This is a genomic window from Agriterribacter sp., assembly GCF_035497235.1.
Classification (GTDB): domain Bacteria; phylum Bacteroidota; class Bacteroidia; order Chitinophagales; family Chitinophagaceae; genus Agriterribacter.
The window spans coordinates 71,157-87,644 of the sequence record NZ_DATJEB010000031.1; the positions used below are offsets into that span (position 1 = coordinate 71,157).

Here is a 16,488-nt window from a genome sequence, read left to right on the forward strand (position 1 = left end):
TCACGCTATCGTATAATGATGGAGTTTTTATCAGTCCGTGGTTGCTGTCCTCCTCTAAGAATCGTATTGCCGCTAAACTTCAGGCTTTGATCTATATTTTTTACAGTAGTAAAATCCGCTTCATCAATTTGTCCGCTTTGCGCAAAAGCGGTGATCGCGTTCTGATAAGTAACCATACGGATATCTGCATCACTGATTCCCATATCCTTCATAAGCGCGGCGGTTTTAGGCACTGCCAGCGGATCGCTGATACCCCAGTCGGCTGCCGAATTGATCATAATGCGCTCCGTGCCATATTGTTTAACAATATCCACCATGCGCTCATTACCCATTTTAGTAAACGGGTATATGGTGAAAGCCGCCCAGAAGCCCCTGTCTAACACTTCTTTCATGGTTTCCTCATTGTTATGGTCTACAATAACCATAGCCGGATCGAGCCCATGCTCCAGGGCTATATCCATACTGCGTGAGGTGCCTCTTTTTTTATCGCGGTGCGGCGTATGTATCTGCACAGGTAGCCCGGCTTCTTTTGCCAGGTCAAGCTGCAGGCGATAATACTTTTCTTCCGCAGGTGTTTGATCGTCAAAACCAATTTCTCCCACACCCACTACACCTTCTTTATAGATAAATAAAGGCAATATCTCCATCACCTGTTCCGCCAGCGCTTCGTTATTGGCTTCGCGCGAATTTAAACCGATGGTACAATAATGTTTAATACCAAACTGGGAAGAACGAAAGCGCTCCCAACCGATAAGGCTGCTGTAATAATCTCGAAACGTATCTATGCCTGTACGGGGCTGACCCAGCCAGAAGGCGGGTTCAATAATGGCCGCTATGCCGGCATCCGCCATCGCCTCATAATCATCTGTTGTACGTGAGACCATGTGAATATGCGGATCAAAAAATCGCATCCCTTTTATACGATCAAGGTAAGATTTGTCCTGTACTGCCGGCTGAAGGTCTTTCTCTGTAATGTTATGACTGCAACACATAATTTTTCATTTTTTCCGCCAGCACATTCCAGCTCAGTTGCCCGGAGGTAATGGCAGATTTTATATACTGATTTTTATTTAATAATTCCTGCGCGGGAGGATAATGACTATCGCTGCAGGCAAGTGCAGCAGCCTCCCTGTCGAAATCGTGTTCCGAAGTAAACAGCCGTTCCATATCCGGAAAAATATCTGCGTTGATGAATTTGCCGGTGCAACGCCATATTTGCGGATTCACCGGGCGGTGGGCCGCCCATCTTTCATGCGCGTAATCAGATAAGGTTTTAGCCAGGTCCTCATTGGCCCGCGCATCTATTCCAATGATCTGCTCCACCGGCTTTTCGGTAAAAAACGCTTTCAATATCAATTGATTCCATGCGGATTCATCTAAGTATGCAGCCGGGTAAGGATTGTTACACATAATGGCTTCCAGCGCAGCCCCGATATTGCTGCGGATGCCTTCGGCGCAGCGTTTAGTCCATCGTTCGGGATACCACAGAACAGGCAACGCCGAATAGAGGGCCACCAGCTCATTAACTTCGGCCGTTAAAAATAAAGTTTCAACCGTTCGCGCATACTTTTCCTCTTCAGTATGGTTTGCGTTCGCCAGCAACCATACCCTGCACAAACGATCAATCGTCCACCCGGTAATGGTTGAACCTGCACCGGCTTCACCAATGGCCGCCACCTGCTCATTTGTTAAAGCAATAACCGCCTTACCCGTTCTGCGGGGAACCGACACAAAAGCGATATTAAATGACTGGCTATTATTTGCGGGTGCAACTTTTTCATTAAGCCAGCTCCAAACCTCCGGGGTTACATTTTGTCTGACTACTGCTGAAAACAATGTCTTTAAAACTTCAGCCTGATATTTCAACATAATTATATCTTTTAGCCTGCTGCTTTATATTCATTAATTTGTAAAGCTAAGTAAGTATTAATAAACTTAAATTGCATGTAAATTTACAACTAAGCTATTCTTTACACTATATTCCTGTATTATTATGCTTTTATCTGTATTAAATATTATTTTCCTCATTGCATTCCTATGGTTTGCCTGGGTGAATATGAACGACAAAGATGCATGGCTTTGGGTTAGTATTTATTTAACAGCAGCCATTTTGTGCGGTTTGGCAGCTTTCAAATATTATTATCCGCTTATTTACATGCCTGTTATGGGCTTTTATTTAATATATGCTATTATACTTTTCTTTAAAAAAGATGGTGTTTGGGACTGGATAACCAAATACAAAAGACAAAATATTGCTGCAACCATGCAGGCTACCAAACCCTATATTGAAAATACAAGGGAATGCTTTGGATTGCTTATCATTACCGGTGCGTTGCTGATTAATTTATTAGTGAGTTACCAGGTACATTAAATATAAAACGCCCCATCAACTTAATCAATTTCACAAACCTGAATTCATGATCCGTCATACCGTAGCATTTACATTAAAATACCCAAAGGGATCTCCGGAAGAAAAGGCATTTTTAGATGCCACTTTGCATTTGGTAAAGATACCCGGCGTACAACATTTTGAAAGGCTGAGGCAAACCAGTAAAAAGAACAGGTTTGATTTCGGTTTATCAATGGAGTTTTCAGATCGGGAAGCCTATGAAACATACAATAACCATCCCACACATACTGCATTTATTCAACAGTACTGGATAACGGGAGTAGAAGATTTTTTAGAAACAGATTATGAGCTGTATGCATAGCCGGCGCTTATCACCAACCGGTTTTAGTGTGTTCTCACCTAATACGTAATACGAACAAAAAAAATAATAGGATTAGAAACATAAGCCGAAAACATACATTTAGCCTCACGCCTATCAAATCCATCTTCTCACTTTCTTTTTATACTGCAGGTATTTATTACCGAAAGCTCGCTGCAGGTAATGCTCTTCTTTCTTTATTACATATAACTGAACAGTCGTTATAAGCAGGGGTATTATAATAAAGGTCCACCAGTTGCCTTTAAAAACAGCTATGCCGCAGTACAGCAGCAGCAATCCCAAATACATAGGATTACGGGTAAAATTATAAATGCCTGTAGTTTGCAGGGAACTGGCAGGTTTCATGGTCATTACCGTATTCTTTGACACAAAAAATTTCCACACGGCAGGCAATACAAGCAAGGCTCCGGCAGCAATCACTATCCAGCCTGTGGCTTTCACTACAGCGCCCTGTAAAAAATCGCTGTTAAGTGGCAGCCATTTCTGCAACAAAACAGACAAAAAGAAAAATGCCAGATAAATTAATGGTGGCGGGATGTATACCCCGGGGTGATCATGTTTTGACATGGTTTCGATTTTACTTTAGGCATATTGCCTCATAAATAATGGCTACTATGCACACACGCTTGCCGTGATGGATCCTTACATGAAAAACGCCTCCGACACTATTTTGCCATCCTTTACCTGGTAAACGCACAATTCACTCATGTTTGACCGATCCTGCCCCTTCATGGTAATATCCATATCCAATACAAAAGCAATGGCATTGCCCGCCACTAAAGGCTCCGACAGGGTAATACCATGTGTTTTTTCAACCATCGCCTCAAACTGGTGCCCCTTTTTAATGACCGCCGGCAACCCTTTTGTTTCTTTTTCAAATCCGGGAGTAGCATAAGGCTCAATACTTACCACATCTTTTGAGAACAATTCTTTTTGTGCCGTTTCAAACTCGCCTTTACGGCAAAGTTCAGCCAGCCGCGAAGCAATTTGTTGTGTTGTCATGATTGTATTTTTAAGATTTTTTTTGCAAATCGTTCAAAGATCAGTTTCCCGGTTGGAGACGTACAGCGTTTTGAGCTCACTCTATCCACAGGCCAAAAGCCACTATAAAAATAATTATATTATTTGGTTTCAAATGCATTGGCCGATCCATCAGATTCCTGTTCATCAATCTGCATTTTCTTTTCCGCTTCCGTTTCATTGTCAATACCAGCCGGGTTATTGATCCGGTCTGTCATTTCCCCTATAAAATCCTTATCCGCTTCTACCGGGGAGGCAGGTGGCTTTTTTGAGGAAATATCTTTTTGAAGTGTTTCCTTACACATAGAGCACTATTTAATTTTGCCGATTGACGAAAGTTAGTAAATATTTTTTTCGCAGGTAATAGCAATCATTTTTCCCCATTACCGAACAAGCTGCTATAAAATGTAAAAAAGCCACCGGTTTCCCGGCAGCTTCCCTGCATTTGCAGTAATATATTATATTAAAACCTGTATGATACCGTAGCTATAAACTGCCGGGGCGGTATAGGATTGATACTATAGTTTTCGTGTACATAATAATTATAGGTATTGGTAAAATTGGAAACCTTTGCCAGCAGGGAAATTTTCTTAAAGGAATAACCTGCCGAAAGATCAATAGTGGTAAATCCATCCACGGGTATTAACCTGGAATAATGTTGCGTTTGCTGCTGTGTATTGTTCCACCCGGCATAGCGTTTACCAACATAAAATACAGATGCTCCTATTTTAAACCCCTTTAAGCGGTTATCAAAGCTGTAAAAAAAACTTGCATTGGTGGTATGGGCAGGCGTGTTAACCAATCTTTCCCCTTCTACATAGCTTCCTTTTGTATCGGGGGTTTTTGTGTAACGCATATTGTTATAGCTGTACCCGGCTATAATATCCAGTCCTTTTGCAGGATGACCGGTGATGTCTACTTCAATACCATCGCTGGTGGTTTGCCCTGCCAGTTCTTTTAATGCAGTATTATTATTAGGCGTAACGCCATCGGCTTCAAACTGCGCTGTTTGCGCCAGGTTATTGTTGATAATACGGTAAGCGGTAACATTGAGTGATAGTAATCCTTTGAAGAAATCATTCTTTACCCCCAGTTCAAACTGATCAATAAGGGAAGGAGAAAGCGCATTGCCAAACACATCGGTTCCGCTGTTTACAGAAAAAGAATTACTATAGCTTGCAAAAACAGCGGTATGGGAAAGTGGCTTGTACACTATGCCAAACCTGGGTGAAAAGGCCTGGTCGCTTTTTCCGCTGCCTTTTACCGTACTGTCTTTTGCCAGGTAAGTGGTTGTTGCAGCCTGCGAATTTTGATATGACCAGCGAACACCTGCCAGCAATTTTAATTGATTTGAAATGCTGATCAAATCCTGCACATATGCCCCAAAACGATTAACGGGTGTTTGTACCCTTGTTATTTTTGCAGCATCCGGGATACCGGTGCGCTGTATATATTTTGAATGATCCAGTATATTAATAGTGTCGTAGGTTTTAGGATTATTGAAGGTATAGCTGGAAGTAAAATACTTATCCGCATCCACACCCACCAGCAGGGTATGATCTATTTCGCCGGTTTTGAATTTCCCTGTAATATCTGCCTGCCCTAAATAATAATTTTCTTTCGACTCAATTTTATTGAGCGGACGAACCCAGTCGCCATTTGCAGCAGCCTGTACTCTTTCAATTGAGTAGTAATCTCTTTGATACAACTGGTAAAAGCCTGTGAGGTTAAGGTTCCATGCATCGCTGAACTGGTGTTTTAACGTAGCGGTTGCCGTTGCCTGGTTGGCTTTATTGTATTGCCATGAAACGCCCTGGAAAGTGGAACGGGGCAAATCGGCAATAATAGTATTGTCTAAAGAGCCAATTCCGAAATCAGGCGTAAACTCATGATTCAGGTAATCGGCCTGCACCAGCAAACTGGTTCTTTTGTTCAAATTAAATAATACAGACGGATTAATATAGTATCGTTCAGAATGCACTTTATCGCGATAGCTACCTGCATTTTCGTAAGTGCCGTTAAGGCGCACGGCTACCTTCGATGATACCGGTCCATATATGTCAAACGCGGGTTTGTATAAGTCATAACTTCCCGCCCGCATAGAAACTTCTCCTCCAAATTCAAACTTTGGCTGCTTGGTAATCATGTTAACGATTCCCCCGGGCGCCACGCTACCATATAAAATAGCGGCGCTTCCCTTCAGTACTTCTACTTTTTCAAGAGAACTTATTTCCGGCATTGTGCCTGAATTTACTCTTGCACCATTCTTATACATATTATCGTTAGAAAACCGATAGCCGCGCGCTGAAAAGGTTTCCTGGGTACTGGCTCTTGTAGTAGACAGGTAAACGCCGTTCACGTTTCTGATTACATCGCTCAGGCGCTGAGCCTGCTGGTTCCTGATAACCGCCTGCCCTATTACCGCTATACTTTGTGGCAGATCTATTGGCGCAACAGGCAGTTTTCCTACTGAAACCGGTTGGAGGTTAGGGCTTCTTCTGCCTTCTATAACAATTTCATTTAACTGCTTAGCCGTTTCTTTAAAAGTAATTTGTAATTCCACTGCCCTGTCTTCCCCAACATTCACCTGTTTTTCCTGGGTTTCCAGCCCGGCATAAGAAACACTAATAATATATTGCCCCGGCTTTATATTTTTAATAATAAAAAAGCCTTCTTCATCGGTTAAAGTGGCAACTGCTAAGTTTTTGATCTGAACAGTAACCCAGGCGGCCGGTTTACCATCTGAAGTAGTTACTTTCCCTTGTATGCGCCCATTATATTCATCGCTGGCATAGGCAACCAATACCGCCGCACAACAAAAACATATGATTATTAATCCTTTAGTCCAAAAATTTGTAGCTTTTCCTTTCACTGTAATCTTTTTAAATGATGAGATGAGATACTATACCCGTTTCAACCGGCAAGCCTTTTTTCAATGCAGCAAAGATATTTTCAGTCCTGCCACATCGTTTACGGTAAAAGGAAAAATGGTTACGTAATGAGGAAATTCGAAGCCGGATGCAGTGAGGGAGAGAGAAGGGAGAAGAGAGAAGTGGTAAGTGGTAAGTGTCTTGTAAAAAAGAATACCGAACCCATCGTTAGTAGCTTTTGGTTTATGGCTGATTGCTGACGACTGATCGCTCACACGTACTTTCCCCTGTGTTAAGGAGTACATTATGTCATCTACTATTTCAACAGAACCTAGTGTGGATAAGGATTTCATCTTTTAGCTCCCATGGTTTCGCGGTTCCGGCGTACCGGTTGCCATCCCGTTTTCTTAGTAATTTTCCCGTATCGTAGTAACGAAACTACAGGCATCTATAAAAAGATTTTACATTACAATCATATAATACACTATTTTTTTACACATCTTATTCACGTTTCTTTGCATCACAAATCCAGATCCTGTTTAAAATTCCTAATCCCTGATCCAATACCTGAGAGAAACATTAATATCCAATACCTACTGACAAAGCCTGAATTGCAGCAGAAGATGAATGAAAGTTGATTCCATTCCTCTGTTACCAACCGGAAATTATTTTTCATTTTCTGCTGCTTTCATTTTACTGCCATCGCCCCAGGAAACTTCCTTTACCTCTGTATGAGATGGCACCCCCCTGATTATCCCGGCAAATTCTCCATCATTCATTTTATTAAAGCTGCGCTGAGGAAAAAATTCCACAACGAACCTGCGGTCATTCATTATGTATAAAGCCGCAGACTATCACAACGGGGGATTACGTAAGTATATTTTTTTTATCCGGTTTTTTGTATTATCATTCCGTTCATTCCGCATACTTCACAGGTTAATATCCTTTACTGTTTTTCATACGCACCGGGGTAACTGCATGCATTGGGTAGTGCAACAAATTTACAGGGTTTGGTTATAAGTAGCGGAGGCATGATTATTGGCTGATTAAGACAAATGATGCGGGTGTTTGGCGCTGTTAAATAAATTTATATCCGAAAATGAAAATTCAAAATAAAGAAAAGCAAAGCAAAGATGTATTTTCCGAACTCCTTCCGCAAGCTATTTCGGTACTCAAAAAAACGATTATTGCACCCTTATTTTCAGATAATCTTTTTCACAGGTATGCGAATGAAAAGCCTCCCCTGCGTTCCGAGCTCTTTTCCATGCAGCAAATGGAAAACCATGCCAAAAACCTGGCAGGCAAACACATTTTAACCAGGGCTGAACCTTCCGAAAAGATGCTGAAACGGTTAGGAGAAAACGAAAGCCTGCTGATGGAAATATACAGCCTGCTAACGGAAACGGTAAAATCTAATATTCGCATTGCGCCTGCAGGCGAATGGCTTTTAGATAATTTTTATCTTATTGAAGAACAGGTAAACACCGGCAAAAAACACCTGCCCAAAGGCTATAGTAAAGGATTACCCCAGCTTGCCAACGGCGCTTCAAAAGGGTTGCCCCGGGTATACGATATAGTGGTAGAGCTGATCTCCCATAGCGATGGCAGGGTAGATACCGAAAGCCTGTCGGGTTTTATTAATGCTTACCAGTCTGTAACACCGCTTCAGTTAGGAGAATTATGGGCCATCCCTATTATGCTTCGCCTTGCACTCATCGAAAATCTCCGCCGTTTATCCACCGAAATAGCTTTAGACATCCTGCATAAAAATTTGGCCGATTACTGGGCAGACCAAATGCTGGAAATACTCGACAAAGATCCCAAAAACCTGGTAGTGGTGATTGCCGATATGGCCAGGTCAAAGCCGCCGGCAGAAGGCGCGTTTGTAGCGGAGCTTACCAGAAAACTACAGGGCAGGGGCGCCTCGCTTAGCCTGCCCCTGAGCTGGATTGAGCAATTTGTTTCAGACATGTCGCTAACCGGCGCCGAACTGGTACATATTGAAAATCAGAAACAGGCGGCAAGACAGGTTTCCGTAAGCAACAGCATCAGCAGCCTGCGTTTTTTAAACAGCGCCGACTGGCGGAATTTTGTTGAAGCAGAAAGCATTGTTGAAAAAATACTGAATGAAGACCCGGACGCGGTGTATGGAAAAATGGATTTCTATACAAGAGATCATTACCGGCATGTAGTTGAAAAAACATCCAAGTACAGCGCCCTGTCTGAAGAAGAAGTGGCAAAAATAGCGATACGGCTGGCACAGCTTAGCCCGGAAAATGGCCGGAAGCGGCATGTAGGATATTACCTGGTAGATAAAGGGGTAAGCCAGGTTGAAAAAATAGCAAAGGTAAATATGCCTTTCGCCCAAAAGCTGCGCAATCATCTTGCTGCAATTCCATTATTTTATTACCTGCTGGGCATTACATCCCTTACATTCTTTTTTTTAAGCATACTGGCATACCATATCAATGAAAGCCTGCAAACCTGGCAATACGGAGTCTTGCTGCTTATTTGCGCCATTGCTGTCAGTCAGCCGGCTATAGCACTTTTTAACTGGATCACCACGCTGCTTACTCATCCCAACCCATTGCCTAGAATGGATTTTTCATCAGGCATACCGCAGGAATGCAGTACCCTTATTGTTATACCAACCCTGCTTACCAGCACAGATGCAGCCGATAGCCTGGTGGAAGCGCTGGAAGTGCGGTATGTAGCTAACCGCGATGATCACCTGCACTTTGCATTACTTACGGATTTTAAAGACGCGGCAACAGAAACCCTTCCGGAAGATGAAGCGCTGCTTGCATACGCCAAAAACAAGATCACCGCGCTTAATGAACGATACGGAAGAGCCGCCAACGATATTTTCATGCTCTTCCATCGCCCGCGTAAATGGAATGAAAAAGAAGGCGTATGGATGGGGCATGAACGCAAGCGGGGTAAACTCAAAGAGCTGAACGCCCTGCTGCGGGGTGAGCAAAGTGAAAATTTTTCATTGGTGGTGGCTGATCAAACCCTGTTTCCCGGAATTAAATATATAATTACACTCGATACAGATACCAAATTACCCAGGGAAGCCGCATGGAAAATGACAGCATCACTGGCGCATCCGCTTAATAAAGCGGTGTACTGCTCCGGGAAAAAAAGAGTAACGGAAGGATACACGATTTTACAACCCCGGGTGTCAAACAGTCTCCCCGGGCCAAGATCCTCCTGGTATGCCCGCATACACGGCAACGAACCCGGCATTGACCCTTACACCCGGATGACATCTGACGTGTACCAGGACCTCTTCAGTGAAGGCTCTTTTATTGGAAAAGGCATTTATGAAATAGATACATTTACGGCATCGCTCAGTGGCAGGTTTCCCGAAAACCGAATTCTTAGTCACGACCTGGTAGAAGGCTGTTATGCCCGTTCGGGTTTCTTAAGCGATGTGCAGTTGTATGAAGCGTACCCGCCGAGCTACTATGCCGATATGCAGCGGCGGCAGCGCTGGATACGCGGCGACTGGCAGATACTGAGATGGCTGTTCCCCCTGGTACCTGCACCCGATAAGCGCTACAGGAGAAATCCGCTGAGCGCTTTATCACACTGGAAAATATTCGACAATATCCGCCGGAGCCTGGTAGCACCCAGCCTCCTATTGCTGTTACTATACGGATGGCTGTTCTCTTCCGGCAGCTTCTGGAGTATTGCCGTAACCGGTATTATTCTTATCCCTTCCTTAATTAAATTATTATGGGACCTATTGAACAAGCCAAAAGACATAGGCATCTACCCGCATCTTGTGTTCATGACGCAGTCTGCAAAAGATACACTCCTCCGCCATCTGCCTGAGCTTCTGTTTCTTCCTTATGAAGCCTTCGTTAATATGCATGCTATTGTACGCACAGCCTGGCGCATCTTTATTTCAAAACGAAATTTACTGCAATGGAATCCATCCGGCAATTCCATTCGCTCCGCTCCAAAAACACTTTTTGACAACTATATAGCCATGTGGACAGCGCCTGTTTTTGCAACAGGTATATTAATGTATTTATTTTACACAGACGCGCTGGCCGCTATAATTGATCTCCCTTTATTAATAAGCTGGATGCTTTCCCCGGGCATTGCCTACCTGATCAGTATGCCCCGTAAACCCAGGCGGGCCGCACTTAGCAGGGACCAAATCGTTTTTCTTCACAAATTGTCGCGGCGAATATGGGCTTTCTTTGAAAAGTTTGTTACCGATGAAGACAACTGGCTTCCCCCGGATAATTATCAAAAACAACCGGGTCCAAAAATTGCCCACCGCACCTCTCCCACCAATATCGGTTTGTCTTTGCTGGCAAATCTCACCGCTTATGATTTTGGCTATTTATCGGCAGGGAGACTGATTGACCGAACCACACGCACATTTCATACGGTGCAGGCGCTGGAAAAATATAAAGGGCATTTGTACAACTGGTACGACACCATAACGCTTTCCTGTTTGCAGCCAAGATATATTTCAACCGTTGACAGCGGCAATTTCATAGGCCATGTTATTACCTTAAAGCAGGGTTTACTGCACTTAAAAGAAAGCAGGATTTTTTCTGCCCGTATACTTGCAGGCTTGTTAGACACGGTAGCGGTATTGCTCGAAAAAGACGAAAAGGATATTGCGGTGCAGGAGCTAAAAAAAGAAATAGAAGCCGCGCAAATCAACCCTCCGCAATCGCTCCGGCAGGTAATGGTTATAATGGAGCATCTTAAAAGCAAGTATCACATTATTGTTCGCGAATACGAAAACGGCAAAAAAGAAGCCGGTAATAAAACCAGCGAATGGGTGGCATTACTGGGCGTACAGTTGAATGATATCACCGGCGACTTAATTACCCTCGCTCCCTGGTTATTACTGCAACCTCCGTCTCCGGCATTTAACCATATTATTGATGATATGGATTACATACCCACCCTAAGGCAATTATCCAGCATACAAACAGCGTTTCTTCCTGAAGTAAAATCCTTTTACCGGTTATCCAACACGCCGGCAGAAAATGACTGGCTCGACATGCTGGTATCTCATATCATTCAATCTTCCAGGCGCGCCAAAGAAAGAATACAGAACATAGAATACCTTGCGGAGCAGTGCGATGACTTTTCGGATGTGGAATATGATTTCTTATACAGCAAAACGCAACACCTGCTGGCCATTGGCTACAATGCCGAAGAACACCGGCGCGATAACAGTTATTATGACCTGCTGGCCTCTGAAGCAAGGCTTGGAAACTTTGTGGCCATAGCCCAGGGAAAATTGCCTCAGGAGAGCTGGTTCGCGCTGGGAAGACAGCTCACCAGTTTTGGCTCAGCGCCGGCACTGCTTTCCTGGAGCGGCTCTATGTTTGAATACCTTATGCCCGACCTGGTAATGCCATCATATGAAAATACATTGCTGGATCAAACTCAAAAAGCCGTAGTACAAAAACAAATTGATTACGGCAACAAGAGGGATGTGCCCTGGGGTATTTCGGAATCGGGATATAATATGATAGACTCTGCCATGAACTACCAGTACAAAGCTTTTGGCGTGCCCGGAACGGGCTTCAAACGCGGACTGGGAGAAGAGCTGGTTATATCGCCCTATTCGGCTGTTATGGCCCTCATGGTAATGCCCGAAGAAGCATGTGACAATCTTCAGCTCATGGCAAAAAAGGGTTTCACCGGCACCTATGGTTTTTATGAAGCAATAGATTACACGCCTTCCCGTTTGCCGAGGGGACAGGAGCATGTTATTATTCAATCTTTTATGATACACCACCAGGGTATGTCATTACTTGCCCTTTCGCATTTGCTGCTTAACCAGCCCATGCAGAAGCGCTTTATATCGGACGTACAGTTCCAGGCAACACTGTTGTTATTACAGGAACGCATACCCCGCGTTACGGCATTAACCGCCCCCGGAATTCATATTGCAGATGCAGGTGTAATTAATAAAGAAGATGACGCTTACATGCGCATCATCAATACGCCTCAAACCGCCAATCCCGAAATACAACTGCTTTCCAACGGCAGGTATCACGTTATGGTATCTAATGCAGGCGGCGGTTACAGCAGGTGGAAAAATATTGCCGTAACCCGCTGGCGCGAAGACAGCACATGCGATAACTGGGGAAATTTCTGTTTTATAAGAGACCTTGAGAATAATGAATACTGGTCATGCGCTTACCAGCCCGCGTTACAGAACGGCGATCATTATGAAGCCGTATTCTCGCAGGGACGGGCGGAGTTTCGCCGGCGCGATTTTGCCATTGAAGCCCATACCGAAATTGTGGTATCGCCCGAAGATGATGTGGAACTGAGAAGATTACATCTTACCAACCGGTCGCGCAAAAAAAAGATAATTGAGGTAACCAGCTATGCCGAAGTGGTGCTGGCGCCTATGGGTGCAGACGCCGCGCATCCTGCATTCAGTAACCTGTTTGTGCAAACCGCCCTGCTGCAGGAAAGCCATGCCATTATATGTACGCGCCGCGCCCGTTCGCAGGATGAGCAGCCGCCTTCCATGTTTCATTTAATGAAAGTACACCATGCGGTTGTACAAAGTATAGCTTATGAAACAGACAGAACAAAATTTACAGGAAGAGGTAATACCATTCATCAGCCGTTGTGTATGCAACAAACCCCGCCGCTTTCCTTTACCGAAGGTTCCGTACTTGATCCTATTGTTTCCATTCAGTACCGTATAGAAATTGCGCCGCAGCAAACCGCGGTAATAGATATGATTACCGGCATCGCGGAAACAAAAGAGGGCTGTATGGACATGATAGGAAAATACCAGGATAAATTTCTGGTAGACCGTGGCTTTGAATTATCATGGACGCACAGCCAGATTGTGCTGCGCCAGATCAATGCCACGGAAGCGGACGCGCAATTATATGCAAAGCTGGCCAGCGCGGTAATTTATACCGACCCCGCATTCCGCGGCGCGCCTGACCTTATATCCCGCAATAACCGCGGACAATCGAGCCTGTGGAGCCATTCCATTTCAGGCGACCTGCCTATTGTGCTGGTGAAGATTGAGGATGTAAACAATATTGAACTGGTAAAACAAATGATCCAGGCGCATGCTTACTGGCGTTTAAAAGGAATGATTGTTGACCTGGTGATATGGAATGAAGATCATGGCAGCTACAGGCATACATTACAAAACCAGATCATGTCGCTTGTAGTGCCGCTTGTGGGAGCACAAATTAATGAAGACCCCGGTGGTGTTTTTATACGCTCCGCAGATCAGCTCTCCAACGAAGACCGTATCCTGTTTCAAACGGTAGCACGCGTGGTGTTGTCCGACAAATTCGGCTCCTTAGAAGAACAGTTAAACCGTAATGTAAAAATAAAGAATGTGATTCCTTATTTTACCCCGGTTAAATTCTATCCCTCTACTCCCACGGCGGTTACCCTGCCCGAAAACCTGCAGTTCTTTAACGGTACCGGGGGCTTTTCGGAAAATGGAAGAGAATATATCATCCTAACGGAACCCGGTAAGGTAACGCCTGCGCCATGGTGTAATGTAGTTGCCAACGCCGGTTTTGGAAGTATTATATCGGAAAGCGGACAGGCCTATACCTGGTTAGAAAATGCACATGAGTTCAGGATCACACCCTGGAATAATAATCCCGTAAGCGACCTGGAAGGAGAATGTTATTACCTGCGTGACGAAGAAAGCGGGAAATTCTGGTCGCCCGCGCCATTGCCCGCCAGGAGCAAAACGCCCTATATCACCAGGCATGGCTTTGGCTATAGCATTTTCGAGCACAGCGAAGATGGCATCTATTCCGAGATGACCGTGTTCGTTGATCTTGATAACGCTGTTAAGTTTACCATGCTCAATATACAAAACCGGTCGGGCAGGCAGCGTAAACTGTCGGTTACGGGATATGTGGAATGGGTACTGGGAGAATTTCGCCCAAAAACACAAATGCATATTGTTACTACTGCAGAAGGAGATACCGGAACCCTCTTTGCACGCAATGACTACAACACCGAATTTGCCGGCCGTGTAGCATTTTTTGATGCCGGCCGGATGCTGGAATCGTATACCTGCGACAGGAAAGAATTTCTTGGCCGTAACGGATCCTCCCGCAATCCCGCAGCAATGAACAAAGTGAGGCTTTCAGGGAAATCAGGACCGGCCCTTGATCCTTGCGCTGCCATTCAAATTACTATTGACTTAGCCGGTGGAGAGTCGCACGAAATTATATTTAAGCTGGGCGCCGCAAAATCGCATGCCGATGCACTGCATATTACAGAACAATTTAAAACACACGCTAATGTTCACCAGGCTTTAGATAAAGTACAGCATTTCTGGCAGCGCACCCTGGGAACCATACAGGTGTACACACCCGATGCCGCCTTAAACATCCTTACCAACGGATGGCTTAACTATCAAACACTGGCCTCCAGAATATGGGGCAGAAGCGGGTATTATCAATCGGGTGGGGATTTTGGCTTCAGAGATCAATTGCAGGATATTTTATCGCTCCTCTATACCAGGCCCGATATTTCAAGAGCGCAAATCTTACTGAACGCCTCCAGGCAGTTTAAAGAAGGAGATGTACAGCACTGGTGGCATCCGCCTTCGGGACGGGGTGTTCGCACCACCTGCTCGGACGACTATTTATGGCTGCCCTATGTAACTGCAAAATATACAGCACATACCGGCGATACGGAAATATTGGAGGAAGTGGTAGGCTTTATAGAGGGCCGGCCGCTGAATGAAGGAGAAGCATCCTATTATGATCTTCCTTCGCACACTCATCAAACAGCCAGCTTGTACATCCATTGTAAAAAAGCCATAGAAAGAGCGCTCCATTTTGGCGAACACGGGCTGCCATTAATCGGGTCGGGCGACTGGAATGACGGCATGGATAAAGTAGGTGAAAAGGGAAAGGGAGAAAGCGTTTGGCTCGCTTTTTTTCTGTACGATACCCTGAACCGGTTTAATGCAATTGCAGCAAAACAGGGCGATACAGCCTTTGAGCAAATATGCCGGGAACAGGCTGCAGCCCTGCGTAAAAACATAGCGCTTCATGGCTGGGACGGCCAGTGGTACCGCCGCGCTTATTTTGATGACGGCACGCCCTTGGGTTCATCGCAAAACGAAGAAGCCAGCATTGATTCTATTGCACAAAGCTGGAGTGTACTGTCGCAGGCCGGTGATGCCCAAAGAACAGCAACAGCCATGCAATCGGCAAGCAAATACCTGGTACGGAAAGATGCAGGGCTGATACAATTATTGAATCCGCCTTTTGATTCATCATCGCTTAACCCCGGTTATATTAAAGGATACGTTCCGGGAGTACGCGAAAACGGCGGACAGTATACCCATGCGGCTATATGGTTTATAATGGCTTTGATGGCTTTAAAAGACAAAGAACAGGGGTGGAACTTGTTACAAATGATTAACCCGGTTAACCGTGGCAGCAGCGCCGAAGCGATAGCCACCTACAAAGTGGAACCCTATGTAATTGCCGCCGATGTTTACTTTGAACCATCGCACCTCGGGCAGGGCGGATGGACCTGGTATACCGGCTCGGCCGCATGGATGTACCAACTGATACTGGAATCATTTTTAGGCATAAAACAAAAAGGTACACAGCTTTACTTTGATCCCTGCACACCGCCTGCATGGACTTCATTTACTGTTCGCTATAAATATATGGACACCTTGTACAACATACATATTAATACAACCGGCACAGGTGAAAACCAGATCATAACAGATGGCAGGATTTGTGAAAACAATTTCCTTCCCTTGCTGAATGATGGCGGAGAGCATACCGTGGAGGTAGTGACAGGGAGCTTGCAGGTACAGCGTACAGGTTAGAGGGTACAAATTATATTAC

The 16,488-nt window shown here is 44.7% G+C and carries 11 protein-coding genes; 3 read left to right on the forward strand and 8 right to left on the reverse strand.

Going from position 1 to position 16,488, the window contains the following annotated elements; genetic code table 11:
• Positions 1 to 5: 5 nt before the first annotated feature.
• Together VL121_RS08665 and VL121_RS08670 are read right to left on the reverse strand one after the other, a co-directional pair.
• Positions 6 to 992: a TatD family hydrolase gene (locus VL121_RS08665; protein WP_325404244.1), complete on the reverse strand. Its 987-nt coding sequence runs from the start codon at positions 990 to 992 to the stop codon at positions 6 to 8.
• Positions 976 to 1,869: an EboA domain-containing protein gene (locus VL121_RS08670; RefSeq protein ID WP_325404247.1), complete on the reverse strand. Its 894-nt coding sequence runs from the start codon at positions 1,867 to 1,869 to the stop codon at positions 976 to 978. Before VL121_RS08670 ends, VL121_RS08665 begins: the two co-directional genes overlap by 17 nt.
• Positions 1,870 to 1,993: 124 nt before the next feature.
• Here VL121_RS08670 and VL121_RS08675 point away from each other — a divergent pair, with 124 nt between their 5' ends.
• Positions 1,994 to 2,371: a transmembrane 220 family protein gene (locus VL121_RS08675; protein ID WP_325404249.1), complete on the forward strand. Its 378-nt coding sequence runs from the start codon at positions 1,994 to 1,996 to the stop codon at positions 2,369 to 2,371.
• 46 nt (positions 2,372 to 2,417) lie between these two features.
• Entirely contained in the window at positions 2,418 to 2,711 is a 294-nt protein-coding gene (locus VL121_RS08680; protein ID WP_325404251.1) for a Dabb family protein, read from the forward strand.
• A 114-nt stretch (positions 2,712 to 2,825) separates the two neighbouring features.
• Here the strand turns inward: VL121_RS08680 and VL121_RS08685 are convergent, their stop codons facing one another.
• From VL121_RS08685 to VL121_RS08710, 6 genes are all read right to left on the reverse strand, one after another.
• Positions 2,826 to 3,296 (reverse strand): methyltransferase family protein, encoded by a 471-nt coding sequence (locus tag VL121_RS08685; RefSeq protein ID WP_325404253.1) that lies wholly within the window; start codon positions 3,294 to 3,296, stop codon positions 2,826 to 2,828.
• A gap of 75 nt (positions 3,297 to 3,371) precedes the next feature.
• On the reverse strand, positions 3,372 to 3,731 hold the full coding sequence (locus VL121_RS08690; RefSeq protein WP_325404255.1) for a SnoaL-like domain-containing protein: 360 nt from the start codon (positions 3,729 to 3,731) through the stop codon (positions 3,372 to 3,374).
• A 119-nt stretch (positions 3,732 to 3,850) separates the two neighbouring features.
• Entirely contained in the window at positions 3,851 to 4,054 is a 204-nt protein-coding gene (locus tag VL121_RS08695; RefSeq protein WP_325404257.1) for a hypothetical protein, read from the reverse strand.
• Positions 4,055 to 4,212: 158 nt separating this feature from the next.
• Positions 4,213 to 6,621: a TonB-dependent receptor gene (locus VL121_RS08700; RefSeq protein WP_325404259.1), complete on the reverse strand. Its 2,409-nt coding sequence runs from the start codon at positions 6,619 to 6,621 to the stop codon at positions 4,213 to 4,215.
• A gap of 60 nt (positions 6,622 to 6,681) precedes the next feature.
• Positions 6,682 to 6,972 carry a hypothetical protein gene (locus VL121_RS08705; RefSeq protein WP_325404261.1) on the reverse strand — a complete coding sequence of 97 codons (291 nt, stop codon included), beginning with the start codon at positions 6,970 to 6,972 and terminating at the stop codon, positions 6,682 to 6,684.
• Positions 6,973 to 7,284: 312 nt separating this feature from the next.
• Positions 7,285 to 7,452 (reverse strand): hypothetical protein, encoded by a 168-nt coding sequence (locus VL121_RS08710; protein ID WP_325404263.1) that lies wholly within the window; start codon positions 7,450 to 7,452, stop codon positions 7,285 to 7,287.
• A gap of 266 nt (positions 7,453 to 7,718) precedes the next feature.
• Here VL121_RS08710 and VL121_RS08715 point away from each other — a divergent pair, with 266 nt between their 5' ends.
• Complete coding sequence (locus tag VL121_RS08715; protein WP_325404265.1) at positions 7,719 to 16,469, forward strand: glycoside hydrolase family 94 protein; 8,751 nt, start codon at positions 7,719 to 7,721, stop codon at positions 16,467 to 16,469.
• The last annotated feature ends 19 nt before the right edge of the window (positions 16,470 to 16,488 follow it).

What these genes read in the sequence shown, in the direction of transcription:
- VL121_RS08670 (WP_325404247.1), bottom strand. Translation starts at nt 1,869, where the DNA reads ATGTTGAAATATCAGGCTGAAGTTTTAAAGACATTGTTTTCAGCAGTA.
- VL121_RS08695 (WP_325404257.1), bottom strand. Translation starts at nt 4,054, where the DNA reads ATGTGTAAGGAAACACTTCAAAAAGATATTTCCTCAAAAAAGCCACCT.
- VL121_RS08665 (WP_325404244.1), bottom strand. Translation starts at nt 992, where the DNA reads ATGTGTTGCAGTCATAACATTACAGAGAAAGACCTTCAGCCGGCAGTA.
- VL121_RS08710 (WP_325404263.1), bottom strand. Translation starts at nt 7,452, where the DNA reads ATGAATGACCGCAGGTTCGTTGTGGAATTTTTTCCTCAGCGCAGCTTT.
- VL121_RS08680 (WP_325404251.1), top strand. Translation starts at nt 2,418, where the DNA reads ATGATCCGTCATACCGTAGCATTTACATTAAAATACCCAAAGGGATCT.
- VL121_RS08675 (WP_325404249.1), top strand. Translation starts at nt 1,994, where the DNA reads ATGCTTTTATCTGTATTAAATATTATTTTCCTCATTGCATTCCTATGG.
- VL121_RS08685 (WP_325404253.1), bottom strand. Translation starts at nt 3,296, where the DNA reads ATGTCAAAACATGATCACCCCGGGGTATACATCCCGCCACCATTAATT.
- VL121_RS08690 (WP_325404255.1), bottom strand. Translation starts at nt 3,731, where the DNA reads ATGACAACACAACAAATTGCTTCGCGGCTGGCTGAACTTTGCCGTAAA.
- VL121_RS08705 (WP_325404261.1), bottom strand. Translation starts at nt 6,972, where the DNA reads ATGAAATCCTTATCCACACTAGGTTCTGTTGAAATAGTAGATGACATA.
- VL121_RS08715 (WP_325404265.1), top strand. Translation starts at nt 7,719, where the DNA reads ATGAAAATTCAAAATAAAGAAAAGCAAAGCAAAGATGTATTTTCCGAA.